10 protein-coding genes are annotated in these 16027 nt (G+C 41.4%); 2 read left to right on the top strand and 8 right to left on the bottom strand.

Annotated elements, in window-relative coordinates; translation table 11 throughout:
* Positions 1-8: 8 nt before the first annotated feature.
* The 3 genes from UB51_RS25060 to UB51_RS26655 form a co-directional block, all read right to left on the bottom strand.
* Positions 9-533 (bottom strand): RNA polymerase sigma factor SigV, encoded by a 525-nt coding sequence (locus tag UB51_RS25060; RefSeq protein ID WP_445322347.1) that lies wholly within the window; start codon positions 531-533, stop codon positions 9-11.
* 12 nt (positions 534-545) lie between these two features.
* On the bottom strand, positions 546-2447 hold the full coding sequence (locus UB51_RS25055) for an acyltransferase family protein (RefSeq protein WP_082063248.1): 1902 nt from the start codon (positions 2445-2447) through the stop codon (positions 546-548).
* A 93-nt stretch (positions 2448-2540) separates the two neighbouring features.
* Positions 2541-3662 carry a stalk domain-containing protein gene (locus UB51_RS26655; RefSeq protein WP_160297304.1) on the bottom strand — a complete coding sequence of 374 codons (1122 nt, stop codon included), beginning with the start codon at positions 3660-3662 and terminating at the stop codon, positions 2541-2543.
* Positions 3663-3870: 208 nt separating this feature from the next.
* Here UB51_RS26655 and UB51_RS25045 point away from each other — a divergent pair, with 208 nt between their 5' ends.
* Positions 3871-4653: a Cof-type HAD-IIB family hydrolase gene (locus UB51_RS25045; protein ID WP_044879635.1), complete on the top strand. Its 783-nt coding sequence runs from the start codon at positions 3871-3873 to the stop codon at positions 4651-4653.
* Between the two features lie 687 nt (positions 4654-5340).
* Here the strand turns inward: UB51_RS25045 and UB51_RS25040 are convergent.
* The 5 genes from UB51_RS25040 to UB51_RS25020 form a co-directional block, all read right to left on the bottom strand.
* Positions 5341-6828: an ABC transporter substrate-binding protein gene (locus UB51_RS25040; RefSeq protein ID WP_044879634.1), complete on the bottom strand. Its 1488-nt coding sequence runs from the start codon at positions 6826-6828 to the stop codon at positions 5341-5343.
* A gap of 77 nt (positions 6829-6905) precedes the next feature.
* Positions 6906-7862, bottom strand: coding sequence for a carbohydrate ABC transporter permease (locus tag UB51_RS25035; RefSeq protein WP_144407069.1), 957 nt, complete (start codon positions 7860-7862; stop codon positions 6906-6908).
* 20 nt (positions 7863-7882) lie between these two features.
* Positions 7883-8812: an ABC transporter permease gene (locus UB51_RS25030; protein WP_044879633.1), complete on the bottom strand. Its 930-nt coding sequence runs from the start codon at positions 8810-8812 to the stop codon at positions 7883-7885.
* A 261-nt stretch (positions 8813-9073) separates the two neighbouring features.
* Complete coding sequence (locus UB51_RS25025; RefSeq protein WP_044879632.1) at positions 9074-10648, bottom strand: response regulator; 1575 nt, start codon at positions 10646-10648, stop codon at positions 9074-9076.
* A complete protein-coding gene (locus tag UB51_RS25020) occupies positions 10641-12461 on the bottom strand; it encodes a sensor histidine kinase (RefSeq protein ID WP_052676072.1) in 1821 nt (606 codons plus the stop codon). Before UB51_RS25020 ends, UB51_RS25025 begins: the two co-directional genes overlap by 8 nt.
* Before the next feature lie 261 nt (positions 12462-12722).
* Between UB51_RS25020 and UB51_RS25015 the strand changes: the two genes are divergently transcribed.
* On the top strand, positions 12723-15860 hold the full coding sequence (locus UB51_RS25015) for an alpha-mannosidase (RefSeq protein ID WP_044879630.1): 3138 nt from the start codon (positions 12723-12725) through the stop codon (positions 15858-15860).
* Positions 15861-16027: the final 167 nt, after the last annotated feature.

Below are 16027 nucleotides of genomic sequence, written 5' to 3'. Positions count from 1 at the left end.
TTTGAAGATCATTCGCTCATTTCGACTCTTAATAGCTGAAGCGCTTGATATAGTCGGGTTTTTATCGTATTTACGTTTTCACCTAATACGTTTGCCACTTCCTCGATCTTTAGGTCTTCGAAATATCTAAGCACGATGACACTTCGGTACTTATCAGGCAGATCATCAAGCGTTCTTTCTAGATCAATATCTTGATAGATGTCTTCCATCCCGGGACTATATAATTCGAGTTTCTCATCCTCTACAGGTTGGACTTTCTTGTGTTTCCTCAGACAATCTAATGAGGTATTGACCACAATTCGATAGAACCAACTCTTCACAGCTTCAGGATCCTTAAGTAGTCCGATGGATGTGAATGCTTTATAGATAGAGTCTTGCACAATGTCCAATGCATCCTCTTGATTCTTCACATAACTGTAAGCTAATCGATATACATTCTCCTTGTTGTCGGTTACACAACGAGTGAGTAGTTTTTCTATATTCTTCTTGGTCATGATCGCAATACCCTTCTCTTTTTTAATGCTTACCTTCATCTCTATGATGCCTCATAACTTCTCCTCCTGAACGACCTTAGCTACAAGCGAGGCATAGAACTCAGCCCCCTCTCGTGTGAGATGGACGCCATCATTGGAGAAGTACGAATTATTGCCCTCACTCGCAGAGTACCAGTCTACAATCGTAGCCTTAGGGAAATCTGCAGCCACCTTTGTAAGCGCCGAGTTGACAGTATTTTGCCATCTTCTCGGGACACGGGTATTCACCAGTACGATTTGCTGGGCATCATCAAGTGAAGTAAGTAATTGTCGTAACTCTTTGGTATTAAAAGACCCATTCGTACCTAGTTCAATAATGACTCGATTACCAAGTCTCCCATTTCTCTTAAGTTGATCGACCACTTCCTGTGCCTGTGACATCTGTCTACCCACCTTACCATCAACCACGACGCCTGGCAGAAGCTTCCCTAGAAAAGGAGCCGCATCAAGAATAACAGAATCACCTATAGCGGTAACTCCTTTACCTGCTTCTCTCTCCGTTGTTTCTGGCTTCTCCGGTGCTTCATTGTTGTCATGTGTCTGGGGTATGACGAGAGGTTGTTCCGCTTCTTCCGTGACTTCCGAATTGTCCTCATCTTTAGGATTTACCGTTACAACGGAATGACCCTCTGTATCGTGATTAGCTATATCTGGTTTCAGTTGGACTGAGGCCTTCTTATCCAAGTTGCTATTGCAGGAAATGGACAATAAGAGTAGCAGCCCTACCCCTACAATGGATATAGCTCGAAACTTATAACGTGGACGAACGTTTATTTTCATCCTTAGTCTTCCTAATAAACCATGACGAATGGGTTCCTCGACGAACCTCCATGATAGTGCGGCCAGAAGGATACTAGCTCCTAGCTGAGCAAGAACACGGAAGCCATCGAATCCCCCCGTATCCACAGTAGGAGTGGTTAGAATAATGACTGGGTAATGCCATATATAAATACTATAGGAGCGTACGCCAATCCAACGCAATGGCTTGCATCCCATCATTGTAGCTAGTCGGCTAGCTGGATGAGCGAGTACAGCTATTACAATCGCAGAGAGGATCGACATCAGGACCAAACCGCCATAATAGAGGAAACTTCCATATTGATTCGTTCGCCCAATCATAAGAATGATGATGAAAAGTCCGATGCCTCCAGTCAGATCAAGGACGTTGCGAGATCTGTGCGAAATTGTACTAACCATGTTCTGGCTAGGCAACGCGAAAGCGAGTGCGGCTCCAATGAGTAGACCGAAGGCTCTAGTATCGGTTCCGTAGTAGACCCTGCTTGGGTCAATCCCCGGTTGATAGATCAGTGCCATAGCTAGAGCCGAGACTACTGCCCCTGCAAGAGTCAGCAAAATGAGTTTACCGCGCTGAGGTGCAATGTGCAATCCAACAATGATAACCAATGGCCATATTAAATAGAACTGTTCCTCGATGGCTAGCGACCACAGATGTCCTATAGGAGAAGCGGGGCCAAAGCTTTCGAAATAGGATACATTGTGAAAAATGAGCCACCAGTTGTTGAAATAGAGCGCCGTAGATATAAAGTCACCCTGTAACGCTGCCAGTCGGGGTCGATCGAACAATGTAAGCCATACGGCAACGAAGGCTAGCATGACGAACATGGCTGGCAGTAACCGGCGTGCTCTTCTTATCCAGAAATCTTTAAGATCAAGCCTCCTGTTGTGCTTCCATAGTGTGACAATCTGATCTGTAATTAAATAACCGGACAGAACAAAGAAAATCCCGACACCTAAGAGTCCTCCTGGAGCCCAACTCAAGTTGAGGTGATACGCAACAACGGCTATTACAGAGAGTGCCCTGAGTCCATCTAATCCCGGCATATATCGTCTGTGAGAGGAGTGATCAGCCTTACCCTTAACTCTATTCTGAAATGTATTCTTGATGTCTTTCATGGTAGTTCATTCCTTCAACGTTATTTATTCGCCGTCCTTAAGGGACGGTAACCGTTTCTCATAGAAATATAAGAAAGAGGCCTAAGCCTCTCTTTACTTCACTTCCACACCTAAAATATCGGAAACAAACTTAACTGGCACGTATATCGCACCCTTCTTTATAATAGGAGCTGCCCCTAAAGCGACAGGTGCCTTTTTAGCAAAGAAATACGAATCTTTACCTAAGGATACATGTGTCTGTTGCGCACCCTTCTTCAATTCGGCGGACTGCTTAGCTTGGTTCCACTTGATTTCATAACCCAAATTTTTCGCCACATCTCGCAATGACACCATGGTAATCCCTTTAGCATTCTTGTAGTTAGCTACCTTTTGTAAATCCAGTTTAACGGTTCCTGCTGGAGTCGTTACTACCGGTTTCGGCTTCACAGTCCCGTTCTCCGCAATACTGAAATGGAATTCCGGTGTACCCGTTGAGCCTGGAGCTATACTATATTTAGGGAATAAGATGACAACCTCACCTTGTTCAACATAGAAATCCTGTTCTTCGTTAACGCCTTTGAAATCTTCTTTGAAATAGTTCTCAGGATCCTTATTGATCTTCGCAAGTATACCGGCGTCCAGCTTTTTCTTGAAGTTGTCCCCGAACAAGTCCGATAAGGTAATCCGCTGCGCTTGCTTAGTATTGAATACATTATATGTATCTACACGAGGCATACTGGTTCCACCTGTTGCTCCTTCAGTAGTAATGACAAGCGACACGATTCCAGAAGGATGACTCGTTTTATTTTCTTTTAAGCTATAATCAATGGTTAGCTCGTAAGGGCGATACTCGACACCTTCTTTTTTAGCCTTTGCTGCCGCTTCAGACGCATCACTTTCCCACTTTGCTAGATCCTTTCCAGCATGAGATAATATAATATCGTTCATCTCTTCCTGATATTTCGTATCTAACATTCCTGTTAACTGCGGTACTTTAATATTTGTTTTCAAATTTGTGTTTAAGGATTTAAGAATTTCTTCTTTAACTAAGATCCCAGAATTAGAGACGGTAGAAATCGGACTCCCTGTTGAAGTAATAACGGAACCTTTTTCACTTATTTTCAACGCCTTAGCGGATACTATTCCCGTCATAGGTACAATCGCAGCACTCGCTCCAACCAACATTGCACATCCGACTACACCAAGTTTCAACATGTTAAAAGGATTCTTTTTCATTATAAATTCACGCTCCATCTTATTATTTAAGTGAGTCTTTGCTACACTCCCTAAGTAGACGTTTGGAAAGTCTCAAAAAGTTTTCGCGTCACAATTTGTTCACAATACCTCATCCATATTTCGAATATGATGAAGACATGCTCTTTCTTGGCACGATGACTCATCCAATGAGTAGAAACCAAATATTAGAGAAATTAGGTGTTTCAACATGTCCCACAATCGTATTATTTTCTTTGATATCGACGGTACCCTTTTAGATCACAATAAAGAGCTTCCCCAGTCTGCGGAACGAGCGATCTTTGATTTAAAAGACCGCGGTTACGAAGTAGCCATCGCAACAGGTCGGGCGCCATTTATGTTCAAAGACCTTCGTGAACAGCTTGGAATTGATACTTATGTTAGCTATAACGGTCAATATGTCGTGCTTCGAGGAGAGGTTATTTATACAAATCCTTTGAATAGGAAAGCTTTACAGGCTTTAACCCAGTTAGCCCTTCTGCATGAACATGCGATGGTCTACATGGATCATGAGGATATGAAGGCGAACGTGCCTAATGATGAATTTGTAACTAAAACAATTAACACGTTAAAAGCCGTAGTTATCCCCTCCCACGATCCTTTATACCATGTAGATCGAGACATCTATCAATCTCTGCTCATGTGTCAAACAGAAAATGAATCCTTCTATGAAGAGGTGTTTGAATCTTTCGATTTCGTAAGGTGGCATCTTAATGCTGTAGATGTCGTTCCAGCGGGAGGTACTAAAGCGAAGGGCATTCGCAAAATTACGGACAAGCTAGGCATCGCCCCAGAATATCAATATGCTTTTGGAGATGCTCTGAATGATATTGAAATGCTGTCAACGATCACCAACAGTGTGGCTATGGGAAATGCGATCCCTGAGGCGAAGGCAGCCGCGAAATATGTAACCAAGCCAGTGGATGAAGACGGTATCCTACACGGACTCCAGATGCTAGGATTGTTAAGCTAGATCACCAAGACAACAAATAGGCTACCCCATCTCATCTGAGATCAGGTAGCCTATTTGTTGTTATGGACTCGTTATCCTTTACCAATCTTGCAAAAAGAACCCTTAGATTTTATAGATTTAACTAGCTAGTCTATAAAGATGTCTTTTGTTTAATTATGTAGTATTGTGTGACAAATTAGGGGATTATCTACACAACACATCCCCTTTATTGTTAATTAATGGTAAGTTGAATTTAAATTGACAAAGGCGACTTCCCATTCCATTCTGAATGAAAAGTCGCCCTTTTTATGTACTTCTCCCCTCTCTCAAAGGATATTGTTTACACTTTTCAATATCAAAGTAATAGGTGTCTACTTTGGAATCATCGTGAAGACCTGCCTGCGTGTAAACCAAAGTAATGGATGAAGTTCGAAGTAGCGAAGGGGGCGGAATTGTCCTGGAGAAGCGCTAGCGTTCGCCTTTGCCCTCTGATTTTAAGCGGTATAAAATCAAGAAATCAGAGGGCAACAGCGATCGTAAAGATAATCCGCTACCGTAGCACCACAAATGTGTCTGTGGTTCAGTGGTCTATCCTACAGGGACTTCTCTATGATACTTAAAGAATTAAATTCCCCCAATTTAAATAGAGAAAACGGACAGCTAGGCTGCCCGTTTTCATTCATCATTATCATTTATGTTCCATAGAAATTATTTCTTTGTCTCTTTCCATTCATCAAATTGCTTTTGGACTTCCGCGATCACTTTATCAATGCCCGCTTCTTTGAATTTTTTCGTTGCTTTTGGCAGAAAAGATTTAGGATCTATAGAACCTGTGTATAAGGCAGGAATAAATTCTTTGGATACGTTATTGATTGCAGCTACTTCTGTTTTTACAGGTGTTGGATCAAATGCAAAACCAAATGTAGGTGCTTCTTTCGAAGAATCGTTAAACTTCTTGAAAGCATCCCACTTATCAGCAGGCTCATCCGCATGTAGATAGGTCAGGAACATATTCCCAAGGGAGAAGCCAGGCATGGCATAATTATCATTCATTGCAGGTAGATCTTCAATGACGTTATCGGAAATTTTCTTATAATGTGTGCCTTCGATTCCATAGTTGAACAAATTACGTAGGTATTTATCTGTATTCAAGAGATTCAAGAACATCATCGCACGATCAGGGTCACCTGATGTTACTGAAATCGCATGCATAGAACCTGCTGCAGACTGTGTATACACATAAGGATCATGCATCGGTGAGGATATAATTTCGTAACCTGCTCCACGTGACCAACCCTTTTCGGCATATGGTTGTGTAATTTCGCGATCTGCGAACCATTGACCTGTTTTAATGTTGTCAATACCATCGAGTGTCGCTACATCTGGACGTAAGTAACCAGCTGTGTAGAATCTACGCATAGTATCTAACGATTGTGCCAGTTCAGGTGATTCAAGAACATTTACAACCTTACCATCTTTGGAATCCATGTACACACCAATTGGCAATTCATCACCTAGAACATAGTCAAATGGCATGTATGGTTTATAGTTTTTAGGAACAGCTAGCGGTGTAATATCGGCGGGCTCGCCCTCTTTAATTGTTTTAAGTAATGGCTCTAGTTCTTCCAATGTACGTACATTGGTAATGTCCATGTTGTATTTATCAACATATTTTTTATTGAAGCGCCATACCCATTGCTGCCCAAGCTCCTTGTTTACAGGAACTCCATAGATCTCACCTTTAATTTTAGTACCTTCTAAGAACCGTGGGTCCAAAGCTGCTTTGGTCTCTTTTCCGTATTTATCTAATAAGTCATTCAGTCCCATGAAGGTACCGTTAGCTGCATTTCGACGGAAGTCATTCGTCCAAGATGCTGTAAATGCGATGTCATATGGCTCACCAGAAGCCGTAATCACTTGCATCCGCTTATCGTAATCGCCCCAATCGAACATTTGAATGTTCACAGTCGCATTAATTTTTTCTTGTGTATATTTATTAATTTCTTTCAATACAAGATCCAAATCCTTTTGTGGTCCACCCACTAAATACATTTTCAGCTCATAAGGCTTTAACCCTGATGAATTTTCCGTTGTATTGGCTGTATTTGTATCATTTTTTGAACCACATCCAGCAAGAAGACCGGAAAAGAGCATTGTTCCGACTAGCGCGAGCGTTAAACCTTTTTTTACTTTCATTTCTGTTATCCCCCTTTATATTGATGAGTTTCTTCCATTTCTTATATTTTCAAAAAGGAATACAAACAACACAAGTGTTATTCCTTTAATGAACCGACTGTTAAGCCTTTAACGAAGTACTTTTGGAAGAACGGATAAGCTAAAGCAATCGGCAAGGTAGCAAGGACAACCATCGCCATACGAACCGTTTCCTTCGGCATTGTCGCAGCAATCTCAAAGCTTGAGCCCATCTGCATACTGTTCTGAATGATGAACTCCATATTATTCTGGATACGCATCAGCATGGCTTGAAGGGGTACAAGGTTCGCATTATCGATATAAAGCAGTGCATTAAACCAATCATTCCAATACCCCAGCGTACTAAACAATCCGATTGTTGCGATACCCGGTAAAGAAATCGGAAGTACAATTTGCACAAACGTCCGCATTTCACTCGCACCATCAATTTTTGCAGCCTCAACAAGTGCATCAGGCACTGTCGTCTGGAAGAATGTACGCATGACTAGAATAAAGAATGCATTCATCGCCTGAGGCAATATCAAGGCCCATATCGTATTCTGCACATGTAGGAATTGCGTAACTACAATATAGTTAGGGACCATTCCGCCCGCAAATAGCATCGTAAAGAATGCGAAAAAGCTGAAAAAATTGCGATGACGGAACGATCTCCGCGAAATGACATAGGCATAGGTTGTAATGAGAATTAAGCTGATGATCGTTCCTAGTACAGTAACTAACAACGTGACTCCAAATGAGCGAAACAACTGCTCACCCGTGTTAAACACAAACTCATAAGCTGCCAGACTAAATTTTTCTGGGATTAAGCTAAAACCATTTAAAGCAAGTACTTTCTCATCTGTAAAAGAAATCGCAATTACAAACAGAAAAGGAAACACGCAAGTAAAAGCGAACAATCCAATAATAATATTTAATACCACATTCCAAAAGGAAGAAATGGCGTTGTTGTCGACTTCTTTTGGCTTACGCTTGAATACACGCTTAGGCGAATTCATATTTTGCTTGACTACTTCCATAACGTCCACTGCCTTCCTTTCTAGAATATAGCGTTCTCTTTACTGATCTTCTTCACAATAGCATTCGTCAACATAACTAAGACAAAGCCCACCAACGATTGATACAAGCCCGCTGCAGTACTCATACCTAGATTTCCACTCGTACTCATGCTTCGGTAGATATACGTATCAATAACGTTCGTCACCGAGTAAATAACACCGGAATCCCGAGGGATTTGATAGAATAAACCAAAGTCAGATCTAAAAATACCACCGATAGCTAGAATAGTAAGAATGATCATTAACGGTTTAAGCAGTGGAAGCGTAATATACTTAATTTGCTGCCATTTACTCGCGCCATCAATCATAGCCGCTTCATAGTAAGACTTGTCGATGCCCGCAATGGCCGCTAAGTAGACAACGCTTGAATATCCAATAGATTTCCAGATTCCCATAAAGATGATAATGAGAGGCCAGAATCGTGTATCCGCATACCAAGAGATTGGATCGCCACCAAAGAAAATAATGATTTGATTCAGTACCCCTTTATCTACGCTTAAGAAGCTGAACGTAAAGAAACTAATAATGACCCATGAAAGGAAATAAGGCATAAACATCGCCGTTTGATACACTTTGGCCATCCGCTTGTTTACAAGCTCATTTAAGGTGATCGCAATGGTAACCGCAAGAACGAGACCAATAAATATTAAAGCTAAATTATAAAGAATCGTATTTCTTGTAATAATATATGCGTCTTCTGTCGAAAACAAAAATTGGAAATTATCCAATCCAACCCACTTACTATTAAAAACGCTTGCAAAAAATCCATCCCGATGAATTTTAAAATCCTTGAACGCAATAATCGTTCCAAACATCGGTAGATAACAAAAAATTAGAAACCATAATGTCCCTGGTAATGCCAAGAAATACAGTGCTTTATCCCTTTTAATGCTTTTGAAAAATGCAGACATTATTTCTACATCCCCCTTCTCTATCCCCCAACAAACCCCATATACCCTTTAGATCTTTGTTTTCCTTGCCCCCTTAACTATCTTTAATAGTGCGCTATAAAAGCGTTTACATAAAGTTGAAAAACTCCAGAATCATATGGAAAAATTAAAGGTCATAAGAACATATAGTGAAACTTATCCTTTCTTAATTTGGACAAAAAAAGAAAACATTCTCTTCATCAACGTTCGTAAACGTGATCATGAGAACATTTCCATGAGTTTCTAAGCCCTTGTTTTTTTGTACATATTTCGGAGTTCTGTCGGAGATACCCCAACTGACTTTTTGAACTGACGATAGAAATAGGTTGGATCTAAGTACCCTACTTCAGTCGCAACCTCGTTAGTTAATAACGAAGTCTGAAGCAGCAATTGTCTTGCTTTTTCAATTCGAAATTGATTGACATAATCGGAGAAACTACGCCCCATTTCTTTCTGAAATATTTGTCCCAAATAATTCGGATGCATGTTCATTCGCTGACTGAGCGTTTTGAGTGACAGTTCTTCTCTATAGTGTTTGCTTACTTGGCCAACCATATATCTCATATTCGGACTCAGCTCATCATCCACTAACGACAACTGATCGAGTGTCGCTGCCACATTCTCCTGCACATGATAAACCAACTGCTCCATGGTATGTATGTGAAGTAAAGGATTGAAAACCGTGCTAAAATCAGTGTTTTTCTCCATGTTCTTCGCCATCAACATCAATTTAATCGCTACGTTGTAATTATCAATGCGAGTAAGTCCGCCCCAGCCTAACAGCTTTCTGAACGTTTCTGCGATAAACTCATTCGCTGATTCGCGTTCCCCAGATAATAGCAATTTGGAGAATGCCTCATAATCAATCTCTAGCTTCTCCTCATGCAAATCCATCTTCGGTAGTTGATCTATGTCGATAATCGGATACCCTGGCAGCATGAGATGATCTACATATAAGCTTTTCGCTTTCTCATAACTGTGTGGGACCTCTTGAAAAATACACTTTCTGCTTCCTAATGTTATCCAGATGGACTGTTCCAGTTCACTCTTGATTGCATATTGCACTTGTCTGAGCACATAATGAATCCTTTCTTTGTTCTCATCTTCGACCATCTCGGCAACAATAAGAACAATATCGCCTTCCGTATCCACAAAACCGTTGATCGTTCCCAACTCGACCACTGTCTGCATAGTGATGCGGTAGCATTCTTCCATGAGTTGATTACGATGCACTTTAAGCTGACCTTCATCACCTTCATGTTCCGTAATAAGCCTAATCACAGCTACCGTAAAAAATGAATATTCCAGCGAAATACCTAATACTTCTGAACGATGCTGCAGTTCCTGTGGGTCTATGTTTCCAGTCACCCAGCGATTCAGAATATTATTGCGTAAAACTTTCCAATCGCCCATAGCACGATATCGCTCAACATCCTCCTGATTCAGCTCTTCAGTGATCTGAGAAATGGTCGATTCCAATTCCTTTATATTAATCGGTTTGAGAATATAATTTTCAATGCCGAGACTCATTCCTGCTTTTAAATATTCAAATTGCTCATACCCGCTTAAGATAATAAATCTCATTTTTGAATCAAACACTTTTACTTGCTGGATCAGTTCAAGTCCCGTAAGCTTTGGCATCGTAATATCCGTAATTAATATGTCTATAGCTTCGTTATGATTCTGCAAAAATACTAGAGCTTCTTCTCCATTACACGCTTGTCCAGCAATTCTTAGTCCATAATCTTCCCATTCGATGATCGAACGCAACCCTTGAAGAATAAGTGGCTCGTCATCCACAATAAGTACGTTACGCATGATGAGTTATCCCCCTTACAGCTGGTATATTCATGATAACCGTTGTTCCTTTATCTACTTCACTATCAACCGTTAATCCGTACTCAGCTCCATAATATATTTTAATTCGTTCATTCACATTACACAGTCCCACCGAGGAGGGTGGTTCATCCATTTGCATACTTGCTTGAAGCATTTCCTGCAACTCCGCCAGCTTGCTGGGGATGATCCCAATTCCGTTATCGCTTACAATAATTTGAATCGTTCCATCTGATTCAACAACCTCAATACGTATCAGATTATCGGAAAGATCAGGTTGGAATCCGTGAACAATATAGTTCTCAATAATGGGTTGAATAAGTAGCTTCACGATAGAGCAATTCATAACTATATCACTTACCTGAGACTCAATTTGGAGCCTATTCTCATGTCTAATCTGAAACAACTCAAGATATGACTTACAATATTCAATTTCATCGGCGAGAGTCACGATCATGCCCTTCTTGACTATACTACGGAACAATGTCGATAAAATGTAAATCATCTGACCCACATCTTTCGCCCCTTGCGAAATGGCTCGCATCCGGATGGCCTCCAGCGTATTATATAAAAAATGTGGATTAATCTGCGATTGAAAAGCAACAAGTTCAGCATTTTTCTGCATGATTTCCGAGACATACACCTTATTAATATACAGTTCTAACCTTTCACAGATGTAGTTGAAATTGTTGGCAATGAGCTGCAATTCATCCTCCCTATGAAGATGAATTCGTGCGGTTAAATCTCCTTCTTGCAGCCTTTTCATCGCCTTAATAATGATCTTTACTTTTTTAGAAAAACGTAAAATAAATCCGTAAGTGACAACCATGGCTGTAATAATGAGTGCAACCGTAATTCCGATAATCCAATTCTGTACGACACTTATATCTTTATGTATTTGTGACCTAGGAATAATCCCCGCTATAATAAGACCTGAGCTATTCGTTGTATTCAAGTTAACCTTAGAAGGCTCCTCCAGTGCAGCCCAATCAGCCGAATAAAGATCCTCCATATAGGGATAATGCTGTCCGATATACCGTTTCATCGAGTCGTAAATGACATCGCCATCTGGTGTTAGAACTAGCAGCTGTCCATTCTGCTCTGCACATTTCGGACCGATCCATTTAGAGATAAACTCGGAATCAAAATCAATAATGAGTACACCAATCGTTTTCATTGAAATCGGATCCTTAATTTCCCTAGTCATCGTATACAGATTTTTATTATCTGCTCTTACATCTGTAAGAAATGAATTATTATCCCGTGAGAGCCATCCGTTATTCGGTATAGGCACTTTTTGTTCAGGAATATTTATGTTACTCGTGTAGAACTGCCGTGTCCTATTATTATATACATAATAAAATTTCTTCTCTGTGCTGTATAAGATGATATTCTGAACGCCTTTTTGCTGATCTAGATACGTTTTAAAAAAGGTATCGAAAGTACGTGGTATAAAGCTCCCACTTTCTACATATCGGTTTAAACGGTATGTGAGATATGCCTCATAATCTTGTTGCAAGAAATGCGTCAAATCCTCACTTAAAGATGCATCGCTATAAATTTGTTGGATAGCCAATTGAGTACTTTCGTACTGCTGATTCATGTACAGACTCACGTAATCCAGCACCTCCCGATTGGCATCTACTTGTTGGCGGGTGATCGCCTGTTCATAATACTTATAAACAGTAAATGATGCTGCTATCAACGTAATCATGATGATAACTGAATATATAGCTAAAATTTTATTGAACAGTTTCCGCTGTAAATGATTGTGATAAAATTTCCTTATATTCACCCAAATCGCCTTCTTTCCGTCTATCCTCTTTCGGTTAGAAGTTTAACACCACCGTTATTTATCTGCAATGGAAGCGCATCCAAATATAACAAGAAAAGTATAGGTCATGATTCCCCCCCATTGTTTTTCTCCACCATACAAGTTTACATCTCGTTCAAAATGGACTATAGTTGATTTCTAATCCCCCCAACAACCCTAATACAACCGATTGGATCTTACAATTTCCTCGTCTCCCACCACAATATGGGGAGGCTATTATTCATGTTTCTAACTCAGCGTAAACTTAATTCCCAACTACACGAGATTTCCGATTTTCGTTACCGGGATCGTATAAACATTCCATTTTTCAACTCCATGATTGACGAACAAGGTGAAATTGCAGCCGAACCGCCAGTAGATGGAGACTGGTCCATGATGCAAGTCGGCGATACCTGGAAGGGTCGCGATTTGTATTTATGGTTAACAACACATATTGACGTACCTGCCACTTGGGCAGGACGCAAAGTACTTGGCCGATTTGATTTTGGCGAGACAGGTGCGGGGAACAACTCCGGATTTGAATCTTTATTCTACTACAAAGGCAAACCCTATCAAGGCGTAGATTCTAATCATACGGAAGTGTTCTTGCCGAATGAAACGGTGGGTACTCATCTTCCACTTACGTTCCGGTTATGGTCAGGACTTGAAGGCGGTGGTGTAAAGAAGGATCAGACTCATGGCATTCGCATGGCTGAAATTTGTTGGCTGGACGAAGTGACGGATGACTTCTACTTTACTGCACTTGCTGTGCTTGAGACGCTGCATGTACTCGATTCAAAAACGCCTGAGCACACACTTCTTCTTAGTGCAGTAGACCGCGCGTTTCTCCTTATCGACTGGTCTCGTCCAGGTTCGGAGTCCTTCTACACTTCGATCGAGGAAGCCCGTAATTATTTACGTGATGAAATTAATAACATGGAGAAGTCTTCGCCAGTCACCGTTACATGTGTCGGTCATACGCACATCGATGTAGCATGGTTATGGCAATTGAAGCACACTCGGGAGAAGTGTGCCCGCTCATTTTCCACCGTATTACGTCTGATGGAAATGTTCCCAGACTACACATTCTTACAGACTCAACCTCAACTATATGAATATATCAAGAACGATTATCCTGAAATTTACGAGAAGATTCGTGAACGCGTAGCCGAAGGACGTTGGGAAGCTGGCGGTGGCATGTGGCTTGAAGCAGATTGCAACTTGACATCAGGAGAGTCTCTCGTCCGTCAATTACTATATGGAACACGCTTCTTACGTAACGAATTTGGTGTCGAATGCGACTATTTATGGCTGCCAGACGTATTCGGTTACAGCTGGTCTTTGCCACAGATTTTGAAAAAATCAGGTATCAATACGTTCATGACGACCAAAATTAGCTGGAATCAATACAACCGGATGCCACACGATACGTTCCAATGGCGTGGTATTGATGGTACCGAGGTATTAACACATTTCATTACGACGCCAGAGCCTTGGTCTGATGAGGATTCTTGGTTCTACACCTATAATGGCCGTATCATTCCTAAGACTGTAAAAGGAATTTGGGATACGTACCGGGACAAAGAAGTTAATCGCAATCTGTTACTTTCTTACGGATATGGTGACGGTGGCGGTGGTGTTAACCGTGAAATGTTAGAGATGCGCCGTAGACTTAACGATCTTCCAGGCCTACCGAAGATTGAAACAGGGACAGCGGGAGACTACTTCCGTAACCTGCAAGAAACCGTTGCAAAAACAGATCGTTATGTCCATGTATGGGATGGCGAACTTTACTTGGAATATCACCGGGGCACGTACACAAGTCAAGCATACAATAAGCGGATGAACCGAAAGCTTGAACTTCTTTACCGCGAAGCGGAATGGTTAAACGCACTGCAAAGTGTCGTCGCAGGCGACTGGTCGAATTACCGTCAGACTGACTTGGATGAAGGTTGGAGAATTATTCTGCGCAACCAATTCCATGATATTATTCCGGGCTCTTCCATTCGCGAAGTGTATGAAGACAGTACGATTGAATATGCACAAGCGGAAGCTATTGGTCATTCCGTATGGGAACAATCTACGAAGGCACTTGTGAACGAAAGTGAAGCTGGTAAATATACAATCTGGAACAACGCTTCCTGGGAAACGACTGAACTCGTAGAAATCCCTGTAGAAACGGGCATGGAAACAGGCCATTGGCTAAGTTCGGATGGTGAACAATTACAAGCTCAGCGTGAAGGTAATCGTTGGATCGTTGAAGTAGCAAATATTCCTTCACTCGGATACACCACCATCTCATTCGTAGAGGATCTGAATTCCGAGCTTCTAAGCGTACCCTTCACGTTGCATGAACAAGGAATCTCAACTCCATTCTTCGAAATTACGTGGAACGAACAAGGCCAATTATCACGCGTTTATGATATACACGAGCAGCGTGAAGTATTAGCTAACGGGAGCCACGGTAACGTCTTCCAAATTTTTGAGGATAAGCCTCTTGCACATGAAGCCTGGGATATTGACCTCTTCTATCAGCAAAAAATGCGTGAAGTCACAGACTGCCAGAGCATTGAAGTTATAGAGAGTGGCCCCCTGCGGTCCGTTGTACAATTTACATGGGTATACATGGATTCAACGATTAAGCAGCAAATGATCTTACATGCGCATCATCGTCGTATCGACTTTGTGACGAAGGTAGACTGGCATGAGAGACAGCAGCTAATGAAAGTAGCTTTCCCTGTTGCGATACGAGCTACAGAAGCCACTTACGATATCCAGTTCGGGAATGTTACGCGTCCAACACATTGGAATACAAGCTGGGATTATGCAAGGTTCGAAACCGTAGGTCATCAATGGGCGGATTTGTCTGATCGTGGTTATGGTGTAAGCTTGCTGAACGACTGCAAATACGGCTATGACATCAAAGATAATGTCATGCGTCTATCATTAATCAAATCAGCTGTTCACCCTGACCCTGAAGCGGATCAAGGCGAGCATGTATTCACCTACTCCATTCTGCCACATCCAGGGGATTGGCTACAGGGTGAAACCGTCCGTCAAGCTTGGTCTCTCAACAATCCACTGCGGAGCACAATGGGTCAGGCCGAAGCAATAACGAAGTCCATTCTTCGTCTGTCCACGAATACGGTCATGATTTCTGCTGTGAAGAAATCTGAGGATGGTCATAAATTAATTGTACGTGTTCACGATTATTCCGGAAGCCGCAAGCAGATGGATATGACTAGCGATTTGAAGATTGTCTCATGGCAAGAATGCAATTTAATGGAGCGACCTGAGGGCGATGTCCAGACTGAGCCTGTCATTACGTTCGTACTTGAGCCTTATGAAATTAAAACATTCCAAATCGAACTGCTCGCATAGAATTTAATCCACATTTAACGATCATTCATTAACCCAATACCCTCCTCTTAACCTATTTTTGTTAAGAGGAAGGGGATTTGTTTTTGACATACCAATAGTGTCATTACACATTAATATCTACAACAATTAACTAAACCTTTACTTTTTCCACTCAATCTAACATTTAT

It is taken from the genome of Paenibacillus sp. IHBB 10380 (genome assembly GCF_000949425.1).
Classification (GTDB): domain Bacteria; phylum Bacillota; class Bacilli; order Paenibacillales; family Paenibacillaceae; genus Paenibacillus_AQ.
The sequence above is the reverse complement of the archived record's forward strand: the minus strand, read 5'-3'. Positions and strand labels throughout refer to the sequence as shown.

Bases quoted from the DNA above. Each gene is read 5' to 3' on its own strand.
- UB51_RS25035 (WP_144407069.1), bottom strand. From the start codon at position 7,862: ATGGAAGTAGTCAAGCAAAATATGAATTCGCCTAAGCGTGTATTCAAG.
- UB51_RS26655 (WP_160297304.1), bottom strand. From the start codon at position 3,662: ATGAAAAAGAATCCTTTTAACATGTTGAAACTTGGTGTAGTCGGATGT.
- UB51_RS25060 (WP_445322347.1), bottom strand. From the start codon at position 533: ATGAAGGTAAGCATTAAAAAAGAGAAGGGTATTGCGATCATGACCAAG.
- UB51_RS25045 (WP_044879635.1), top strand. From the start codon at position 3,871: ATGTCCCACAATCGTATTATTTTCTTTGATATCGACGGTACCCTTTTA.
- UB51_RS25040 (WP_044879634.1), bottom strand. From the start codon at position 6,828: ATGAAAGTAAAAAAAGGTTTAACGCTCGCGCTAGTCGGAACAATGCTC.
- UB51_RS25030 (WP_044879633.1), bottom strand. From the start codon at position 8,812: ATGTCTGCATTTTTCAAAAGCATTAAAAGGGATAAAGCACTGTATTTC.
- UB51_RS25025 (WP_044879632.1), bottom strand. From the start codon at position 10,648: ATGCGTAACGTACTTATTGTGGATGACGAGCCACTTATTCTTCAAGGG.
- UB51_RS25015 (WP_044879630.1), top strand. From the start codon at position 12,723: ATGTTTCTAACTCAGCGTAAACTTAATTCCCAACTACACGAGATTTCC.
- UB51_RS25055 (WP_082063248.1), bottom strand. From the start codon at position 2,447: ATGAAAGACATCAAGAATACATTTCAGAATAGAGTTAAGGGTAAGGCT.